General features: G+C 73.3%; 8 protein-coding genes and 2 pseudogenes. 5 read left to right on the top strand and 5 right to left on the bottom strand.

The window, feature by feature from the left end:
• Positions 1-195: 195 nt before the first annotated feature.
• The 3 genes from ABZZ74_RS51395 to ABZZ74_RS51405 all read left to right on the top strand — a co-directional run bounded on the left by ABZZ74_RS51395 (position 196) and on the right by ABZZ74_RS51405 (position 2,209).
• Positions 196-660 (top strand): cyclic nucleotide-binding domain-containing protein, encoded by a 465-nt coding sequence (locus ABZZ74_RS51395; protein WP_356951027.1) that lies wholly within the window; start codon positions 196-198, stop codon positions 658-660.
• The gene (locus tag ABZZ74_RS51400) at positions 657-1,352 is read left to right on the top strand and encodes a CBS domain-containing protein (RefSeq protein ID WP_356951028.1); all 696 of its coding nucleotides are present in this window, start codon (positions 657-659) and stop codon (positions 1,350-1,352) included. Before ABZZ74_RS51395 ends, ABZZ74_RS51400 begins: the two co-directional genes overlap by 4 nt.
• Before the next feature lie 152 nt (positions 1,353-1,504).
• The gene (locus tag ABZZ74_RS51405) at positions 1,505-2,209 is read left to right on the top strand and encodes a response regulator transcription factor (protein ID WP_356951029.1); all 705 of its coding nucleotides are present in this window, start codon (positions 1,505-1,507) and stop codon (positions 2,207-2,209) included.
• A gap of 549 nt (positions 2,210-2,758) precedes the next feature.
• Here the strand turns inward: ABZZ74_RS51405 and ABZZ74_RS51410 are convergent.
• Together ABZZ74_RS51410 and ABZZ74_RS51415 are read right to left on the bottom strand one after the other, a co-directional pair.
• A complete protein-coding gene (locus tag ABZZ74_RS51410; protein WP_356951034.1) occupies positions 2,759-3,634 on the bottom strand; it encodes a universal stress protein in 876 nt (291 codons plus the stop codon).
• Positions 3,635-3,983: 349 nt separating this feature from the next.
• Positions 3,984-4,205 carry a hypothetical protein gene (locus tag ABZZ74_RS51415; RefSeq protein WP_356951030.1) on the bottom strand — a complete coding sequence of 74 codons (222 nt, stop codon included), beginning with the start codon at positions 4,203-4,205 and terminating at the stop codon, positions 3,984-3,986.
• A gap of 343 nt (positions 4,206-4,548) precedes the next feature.
• Between ABZZ74_RS51415 and ABZZ74_RS51420 the strand changes: the two genes are divergently transcribed.
• Positions 4,549-5,844, top strand: a complete 1,296-nt coding sequence (locus tag ABZZ74_RS51420) for a phosphoribosyltransferase (RefSeq protein ID WP_356951031.1) — start codon at positions 4,549-4,551, stop codon at positions 5,842-5,844.
• A 226-nt stretch (positions 5,845-6,070) separates the two neighbouring features.
• On the opposite strand, the gene ABZZ74_RS51425 is transcribed toward ABZZ74_RS51420, so the two are convergent.
• From ABZZ74_RS51425 to ABZZ74_RS51435, 3 genes and pseudogenes are all read right to left on the bottom strand, one after another.
• A complete protein-coding gene (locus ABZZ74_RS51425) occupies positions 6,071-6,670 on the bottom strand; it encodes a hypothetical protein (RefSeq protein WP_356951032.1) in 600 nt (199 codons plus the stop codon).
• Between the two features lie 113 nt (positions 6,671-6,783).
• Positions 6,784-7,244: pseudogene (locus ABZZ74_RS51430) on the bottom strand (cyclic nucleotide-binding domain-containing protein).
• Between the two features lie 110 nt (positions 7,245-7,354).
• Positions 7,355-7,563: pseudogene (locus ABZZ74_RS51435) on the bottom strand (respiratory nitrate reductase subunit gamma); the annotation flags it as partial.
• 65 nt (positions 7,564-7,628) lie between these two features.
• Here ABZZ74_RS51435 and ABZZ74_RS51440 point away from each other — a divergent pair.
• Positions 7,629-7,799 carry a hypothetical protein gene (locus tag ABZZ74_RS51440; RefSeq protein ID WP_356951033.1) on the top strand — a complete coding sequence of 57 codons (171 nt, stop codon included), beginning with the start codon at positions 7,629-7,631 and terminating at the stop codon, positions 7,797-7,799.
• Positions 7,800-8,198: the final 399 nt, after the last annotated feature.

Raw genomic sequence — 8,198 nt, forward strand, 5'->3', positions numbered from 1 at the left:
ATCCACACCGAACGGGAAGGCCCTCACCCGTTCAAGATCCCTCAGCTGAGACCTGGCTCACCCGTCCACAACCTCCCGAGACAGAACACCTAGCCGGACGGCCCCGGCCTGGGGCCGGGTGGCCCATGGCCCCCGACATTCCGGACGCACACGCTGGAACTGGCAGTTCCGTACCGCGTCCCCGGGAGGCCAGCCATGAACGGTCCCGTCACGACCAGCCTGCCGCGGGCGCTGCCCGCCGAGCACCGGGAGAGGCTGATGAGGGTGGCCCGGGAGGTGTCGATCCCCGAGGGCACCCGCCTCTTCCATGAGGGGGGCCACGCCGACCGCTTCTGGATCATCCGCACCGGCACGGTCGAGCTGGACATGCACGTACCCGGCCGCCGGGCAGCCGTCATCGAGTCCCTCGGGCACAACGACCTCGTCGGCTGGTCCTGGCTGTTCACCCCGCACACCTGGCACCTCGGCGCGGAGGCGGCGACGCCCGTGCGGGCGTTCGAGTTCGACGCCGTGGCAGTCCGCGAGATGTGCAAGGAGGACCCGGCGTTCGGCGAGACCGTCGCCCGCTGGGTGGGCGAGGTCGTGGCGGACCGGCTGCGCGCGGCCCGTACCCGCCTGCTGGACCTGTACGCCCCGTACGGCAGCGGGAGCATGCGATGACCACGCCGCACGCGACCCCCCACATCGTCAGTGATGTGATGACCCGCTCCGTGGTCACCGCCCGCCGCGGGGAGGCGTTCAAGGACATCGTGCGGACCATGCAGGACCACCGGGTCAGCGCGCTGCCCGTGGTCGACGACGGCGGCCACGTCGTCGGGATCGTCTCCGAGGCGGACCTGCTGCCCAAGGAGGAGTTCCGCGACAGCGACCCCGACCGCTACACGCAACTGCGCCGCCTGTCCGACCTCGCCAAGGCGGGTTCACTCACCGCCGAGGAGCTGATGACCGCCCCCGCCCTCACGGTGGAGGCCGGCGCGACCCTCGCGCAGGCCGCCCGGACGATGGCCCGGTCCAGGGTGAAACGGCTGCCGGTGGTGGACGGCACGGGTCGGCTTGAGGGTGTCGTCAGCCGGGCCGACCTGCTGAAGGTGTTCCTGCGCGAGGACGAGTCCATCGCGGAGGAGGTGCGACGCGAGGTGGTGGCCTACCTCTTCCCGGCCCCGGCTTCCGCGGTGCGGGTCGAGGTCCACGAGGGCGTGGTCCTGCTCGCCGGGCGGGTCAGGGACCGGTCCCTGGTGCCCGTCGCCGCACGGCTGGTGCGGGCCGTGGAGGGCGTGGTGGACGTGCGGTTCGATCTGGGCGAGGACACCCCGGCCGCGGAGCTGTCCCGGAAGCGTCCAGCCACGCGCTGACATCCCGGTACGGCCCCCTCGTTCCCCTTCCGGCCCTGCTCGACGTAGGTTCGGCAGTAGGGCCGGTCGGCCCTGGTGCGACCGCGCCGGGCGCGTCATGATCGCCTCAGGGGCGGTCTGCAGTCCGCCCCACAGGGGAACGAGAGGCCGATATGACCGAGGCACGCACCTTCACGGCGGAGAACCCCATCCGCGTCTTCCTGCTCGACGACCACGAGGTCGTCCGGCGCGGTCTGGCCGATCTGCTGGACGCCGAGCCGGACATCTCCGTGGTGGGCGACGCCGAGAACGTCGAGCACGCACTGGTGCGCGCGCCTGCGGTGCGTCCGGACGTAGCCGTCCTGGACGTGCGGCTGCCGGACGGCGACGGCATCTCCGTCTGCCGTGACCTGCGCAGCCGGATGCCGGAGCTGGCGGTGCTGATGCTGACGTCCTTCGACGACGAGGACGCGCTGCTGGACGCGATCATGGCCGGGGCGTCGGGCTATGTGCTCAAGCAGATCCGGGGCTCGGACCTGGTCTCGGCCGTCCGCACGGTCGCCTCGGGCCAGTCGATGCTGGACCCCGCGACCACGGCCCGGCTGATGCGCAGCCTGCGCACCGAACCCGCCGAGGCTCCGGAGCTCTCGCCCGAACTGGCGAGCCTGTCGCCGCGCGAGCGGGAGATCCTGACGCTGATCGGGGACGGACTGACCAACCGTGAGATCGGCAAGCGGCTGTATCTGTCGGAGAAGACCGTCAAGAACCACATCTCCCGGCTGCTGGCCAAGCTCGGCGTGCAGCGCCGGGTGCAGGCCGCCGTACTCGCCTCGCAGCTGGAGCAGCCCGAGGCCGGCGAACATCCCGTGCGCCGCTGACGCACCGAGGGCCGTCCGGCGGGTCCCGAGGCCGTACGGCCCCTCCCCCGTCGGCCCGCCCGGGGCCACCGTGGGTGGGGTCACCATTGGCCCGGCCGCCGCAGGGCGGGGAGGAGGCCCCATGACCACCAGGGTCCTGGACGTCACGACCCCGGAGAAGCTCGTCTCGGTCTCCGCGGGCTGCGCGGTATTCAACCTCCGGCTCGCGGTCGCCCACTTCGGTTGGGAGCCCGTCACCGCCTGCTGCCCCGCTCCGGCGAGCCGGACCCGCTGGCCACCGTGCGACTGGTCGGCGCCGCGCGCTCCACGGCTCAGCCGCAGCTGTGCGACGCCGTGTGGCACCGACACAGCAGCCGCTTCCCGTACTCGGACCGGGCCCTGTTTGAGATGCTGCCGATGACCAGAGCGGACGCGGCCGGCGGACCAAGTCGGGCTCCGGTAGCGGACCCAGGGTGCAAAGGGACTCCCGCAGGCGTTCGTCCCCCGGGGTCGTAGCCCTCGTACTCGCAGATCCAGTCGGTCACCTCGGGCCTCCCCACGCCCTCGCGCTCACACCCGTTGCGGCACGATCGCCACGGGGCAGTCCGCGTGGTGCAGCAGGGTGTGGCCCACCCGGCCGAGCTGGAACCCGAAGTGGCCGGCCCTGCGACGCGCTCCGATGATCACCAAGTCTGCGGCGGCGGAGCGGTTCAGGAGCACCGAGCGGGGCGGTCCCTCCACCGTGTTGCGGCGCACCCGGACCGACGGGTGGTCGGCCGTCGCGTCGTGCAGCAATGCGTCGATCAGGGCGGACGCCTGCTGGTCGTGCTGATGCGCCGGGTCCCCGGCCAGCCGGGGGTGGTCGGCGCCCTCCAGCGCGGGGCAGCGCCAGGCGCGCACCACGTCGAGCACGCCACCGCGCGCCTCGGCCTCCCGGAACGCGAACCGCACGGCCTCGGCGCCGGTCGCGGGGCCTCCCGCCCCGAGGACGATCCGCTCGTGCGTGCCCGCGAGCCCCGCCTTGTCGCCCCGGACCACGATCACCGGGCAGTACGCCCGGGAGGCCACCGTCAGGCCGACGGAACCGAGGAGCAGCCCCTGGAGCTCACCGCGTCCCCGCGAGCCGGTCACCACGGCGGAGGCGTTGTTGCCCTCGCGCAGCAGCGCGTCGGCCGCCTCCTCGGGGACCACCTCGGCGGACACCTTCACCTCGGGATTGCGCAGCCGGGCCCGCTCGGTGGCGGAACCGACAATGTGCTCCGCCATCACCTGCTCCGACGGACGGTCGGAACTCCTGGACGGCACCGCTCCCTCGTAGCGCTCCCACAGGGAGGCGTATACGAGCCGCAGCGGCAGACCGTGCCGGGCGGCCTCGTCCACCGCCCAGTCGACTACGGCCAGGCTCGCGGGCGATCCGTCGACACCTACGACAAGGGGCAGCTCCATCATCGTCCTCACCGCCTTCCTGGACCGCACGGCTCTGCGGCACGGGGCTCCACCCTCACGGTCGCACCGCCGGCCGGGGCGCACGAGGGGTGGTTCGGCCCCGGGCGGGGCCGTTCGGCCCCATGCGGCGGTCCGCGCGCAGGGGGCGAGGGCCGCTCGGCCCGGCTTCCGCCCGGTCAGCCCCTGGGGCGCCGAATGCCCGGGCCGGACGCTGAGGCTGAGACCTGGAGGAGAGCGCCGCGCACGCAACGGCCACCGAGGCCGCCCGCGTCATGGTGCGTCGCGGCGTCGAAAGACCTGCCGTGCTGGACGAAGAGGGGCCGCTCGGCACCGGCACGTGCCGCGAGGCTCAGCAGCCGACGCGCGTAGGGTGGTCCGTGCCCACGGGCGAATGGGGCAGCCGCGTCGGCGGAACCGAGGGCGGCAGCGTCGGCGGGGTCTGGCCGTGGCGCCGCGCCCGCCTCAGCGCGAGCGCGTCGAACAGCATGGTGAGGACGAAGGTCGCGCCCATCGCCGCGACCAGCAGCAAGGCGAACCGTTCGTAGAACTCCGGGGTGAGACTCGTACCCACTGTCCTCTCCCCCTCTCGGATGGGCGTCGTTCCTGTCATCTCCAGCCAACTCCGTTGCGGCGCACGGCGCATGAGCCGATCGTCCCGAACCGAGGTATCGAGAGGCCCTTGTCCCGGCTCCTGCGACGCCCGCCGCGCGGGGCGGTCATCGTTCCGGTCCCGCACGCGTGCTGCGACGTCGATGTCCTGCCTGGGCCGAACGGCCCCCCGAGGACGGCCTGGGTGGCCCGCTCGGCGTGAGCCCGTGGCCCCCGTGCGAGGAGCCGGAACGGCGAGAAGATGGAAGCGGAGAGAGGACCGTCTCGCCGCCCTGCCGGACGGTGCGCGCAGCAGGAGGTGGACCGTGCGTTTCCAGGATCGCGCAGACGCGGGGCGCCGACTGGCCCGGCGGCTGGAACACCTTCGTGGCCAGGACGTCCTGGTGCTGGGCCTGCCGCGGGGCGGGGTGCCCGTGGCCCATGAGGTGGCCCGAGAACTGGGCGCCGCCCTGGACGTCCTGGTGGTGCGCAAGCTGGGCGTGCCCTGGCAGCCCGAGCTGGCCTTCGGCGCCGTCGGGGACGACGGCGTGCGCGTGCTCAACGACGACGTGCTCCTGCAAGCCGGGGTGGGGCCCGACGCACAGCGGACGGTTGAGCGGGCGGAACGGGCCGAACTGGAACGGCGGTCGAGTCTCTACCGGCGTCAGCGTTCCCCCGTCCCGCTGACCGGCCGGACGGTCGTGGTGGTGGACGACGGTCTGGCCACCGGCGCCACCGCCGAGGCCGCGTGCCGGGTCGTCCACGATCAGGGCGCGGGCCGAGTGGTGCTGGCCGTGCCGGTCGGTCCGGAGCGGACACTGCGCCGCCTGCGCCAGTCGGCCGACGAGGTGGTCTGTCTGCACTCCCCGCGCTTCTTCGGCTCGGTCGGCGCCTGGTACGACGCGTTCCCCCAGGTCGACGACCGGGAGGTGGCCGACCTGCTGGCGCAGGCGACGCGCCCGGTGCGGGACGGAGACGTCGACGTGCCCGCAGGACCGGTTCGCCTGGCGGCACGGTTCACGCTGCCCGACCAGGCGCCGGCCGTCGTGGCGTTCGCGCACGGCAGCGGCAGCGGCCGTCACAGCCCTCGCAACCGGTACGTCGCCGACGTACTCAACCGCGCCGGACTCGGCACCCTTCTGCTGGACCTGCTGACCGAGCACGAGGAACACGACCGGCACAAGGTCTTCGACATCGTGCTGCTCGCCCGGCGGCTCGGCGCCGCGGCACTGTGGCTGCGCCGCGCGACCGGACTGCCGGTGGCCTACTTCGGGGCCAGCACCGGTGCGGCCGCCGCGTTGGAGGCCGCGGCCGAGGACTTCGACATCCGTGCGGTGGTCTCCCGCGGCGGCCGCCCCGACCTCGCCACGCCCGCCGCACTGGACCACGTGCGGGCCCCCACCCTGCTCATCGTGGGCTCGCTGGACACCCGGGTGCTGAGCCTGAACCGGCTGGCCGCCGACTGGATGCGCTGCGACCACCGGATCGCCGTCGTCCCCGGCGCCACCCACCTCTTCGAGCAACCCGGCACCCTGTCCGCGGTCGCCGACCTGGCCCGCGAGTGGTTCACCGCCCACCTCGCGCTGCCCCCCACGGCGACACCGCCGCGCCGGACGGCGTAGCGGCACAACGGGCGCGCCTGGCCGCGCCTGGCCGCCGCCGACCTGGCCGTCCTCGTCACCTCCGGAGTGCTGCTGCCGGGCGCGGAGGGAGCCACCAAGCAGTGCGCGCGCCGCAGGGACGCACCAGCCCGACAGGAGCCCCGACAGCAACAGCGACCGCGCGATCAGAGCCATCACGGTGGGCTGCGGCGAAATCTGCCGCCTCGAGGCGGTCTCGGCGGCGGTGTCAGCCGTTCATCTTCTTGCGCCACAGAGGGTCGACCTGTGCCCACTCGGTCTCCCAGTCGCGCAGCCGCCGCCGGTCGAGCCGGAGCCGCACCACCCAGCCGCAGCCCACCACGGCGCCACCGGTGCCGAACGCGACGAGGACACCGGCCACTTCGGACTGCAGGCGCGCCTCCGTGGCGCTGGGCGGGCTGGAGACCAGCCCACCCCGGTGGTCGATCCAGACGCTGACCGTGGAGCCCGCCTTGCTTCGCGGCTCGACCCGAGTCAGGCCGGTGTGGGTGGACCCGTCGGCGGCCGTCCAGCGCACCTTCGCCCAGACCACCCCGTCACCGCCGTCACCGGTCGTCACGGGCGGCGTCTTGTCCGCGTCCTCCGTGAGCACCGCCGACACCGTGGACAGCGTCGCCCGTCGTGCCGCGAGGCTGTCCTGCATGGCGGCGTCGGCGGACTGGCCGGCGAACACGCCACCGGCCAGCGCGACGATCCAGGTGGCCAGGACGATCCACGCTTCGGCGGTGTCGCTGGGGCGGCGCAGCGGATTGTGCCGCCAGCGCCAGAACCGCACCTTCTTCACTCGGGTGGGCCGCGTGTCCGCCATATGCCGACACCCCCTTGCCTCTCAACTCGAACGTCTCACGGCCGGGGCGCGGTCTGCAGGGGCCGACCAGGCAGCATCGCTGGCCGAGTGGTCAGCTCCCGGGACCGCATAGCTCAGCCCCGGGCTCCGCTGCCGTAGGGGGCGTACAGATCGAGCAGCCGGGTGCGGGCGGCACCGAGCCGGCGCACCATGGACCCGCCGACCCACAGGGCGATCGAGCGCCCCATGTCCGGATCGGCCTCGCACATCCGCCGGACGGCCTCGGCGTCGAACTCGTGCGCGCACACGGGCCCGGTCGTCCGGGCGCCGAACCGCCATGTGTACGGCCGGTACACCAGGAGCAGCCGAGGAGTTCGCCGGCACCCAGGGTCTCGATCAGGGCGGCCTGGCGTCCGGGCACCCGCATGTCGAGGGCGACGGTGCCGGAATCGATGATCCAGAAGTGGTCCGCGCGCCCGCCCTCACTGAACAGACGGATGCCCGCCGGGTAGCGCACCTCGTGCGCCAGACTCATCAGTCTGCCCCGGTACGCGGGGAGTTTCCTGGCGGAGCGGGGTGTGGTCGCGGTGGTCATGGCTGCGCCTCCTCCTGCGCCGGGCCGGTGCGGCGGCCGCCACGGGGGGACACCGCCTCCTACCAGGCTCGGTCACGGACGGAGAGATCGCATGGGCCGATCGGTCCTTGTCAGGGAGCCCACCGGGGTACGGGTTCCTCCGTCGCCGTCGGGCGGGGAGTCGCGGCCCGGCTGCGGTAGACGATGTAGGGCCGCGCGAGGTAGCCGACGAGGCGCTCCAGACGTGGACGAGGCGGGTGAAGGGCCAGGCCGCGAAGAGAACGCAGGCGGTGAGCGCGTGCAGCTGGAAGAGCAGCGGGGCGCCGCTGATCGCGTCCGGGTCCGCACAGAGCTGTGCAACGCCTTCCAGCGCTGGCAGTCCCTGCTCCACGACGGCCTGCGGCCATGCGCGAACGAGGCGACCTACGCTCCGAGGCCGATCTCGACGAACTGTCGATGGCCCTGCTCACCGCCCTCCAGGGCGGCAGCCTGCGCAGCCAGACCCTGCGCACCGCGGAACCGCTGCGAGCCTCGATGAACGCAGCCCTCGCCTACGTCCGCTCCTTCGCCGACTGACGGCCGGGGGTCGACGGGAGGTACGTTCGCATCGTCCGCGCTCGGCGCGGCCCGGATCCCGACAGGCGCGCCGGGCCTTCGGCTCCTTGGGCGGGGCCACGCAGCCCCTGCCCCGGTGGGGGTGTCGTGCGGACGCTGGAAGCATCGAGTCCGCCGGCCGTCGCGCGGGCGCGACGTGGGGAGGTGTTTCACGGGCGGCGACCCGTTGTCGTGGGACGGGACGGTTCACCCGAGAGCCTCGCCGCCGACTGAGCGGCCAGGGAGACCCTGCGGCGCGGGCTGCCGCTGCACCTCCTGTACGCGTTAGCCTCGGGCTTTCACGAAGAGGGTCGTCCGAGGGTTGATCAAATAAGCGAGGAGTGCCTCTGAGCTGGGACGATAGGGCTTGTCGAAGGTCCT

The sequence above is a fragment of the Streptomyces sp. NPDC006476 genome (assembly GCF_040612015.1).
In the GTDB taxonomy this organism is placed as follows: Bacteria; Actinomycetota; Actinomycetes; order Streptomycetales; family Streptomycetaceae; genus Streptomyces; species Streptomyces griseorubiginosus_B.

Coding starts and splice junctions, on each gene's coding strand:
- ABZZ74_RS51395 (WP_356951027.1), top strand. CDS start 196: ATGAACGGTCCCGTCACGACCAGCCTGCCGCGGGCGCTGCCCGCCGAG.
- ABZZ74_RS51400 (WP_356951028.1), top strand. CDS start 657: ATGACCACGCCGCACGCGACCCCCCACATCGTCAGTGATGTGATGACC.
- ABZZ74_RS51405 (WP_356951029.1), top strand. CDS start 1,505: ATGACCGAGGCACGCACCTTCACGGCGGAGAACCCCATCCGCGTCTTC.
- ABZZ74_RS51410 (WP_356951034.1), bottom strand. CDS start 3,634: ATGGAGCTGCCCCTTGTCGTAGGTGTCGACGGATCGCCCGCGAGCCTG.
- ABZZ74_RS51425 (WP_356951032.1), bottom strand. CDS start 6,670: ATGGCGGACACGCGGCCCACCCGAGTGAAGAAGGTGCGGTTCTGGCGC.
- ABZZ74_RS51440 (WP_356951033.1), top strand. CDS start 7,629: ATGCGCGAACGAGGCGACCTACGCTCCGAGGCCGATCTCGACGAACTG.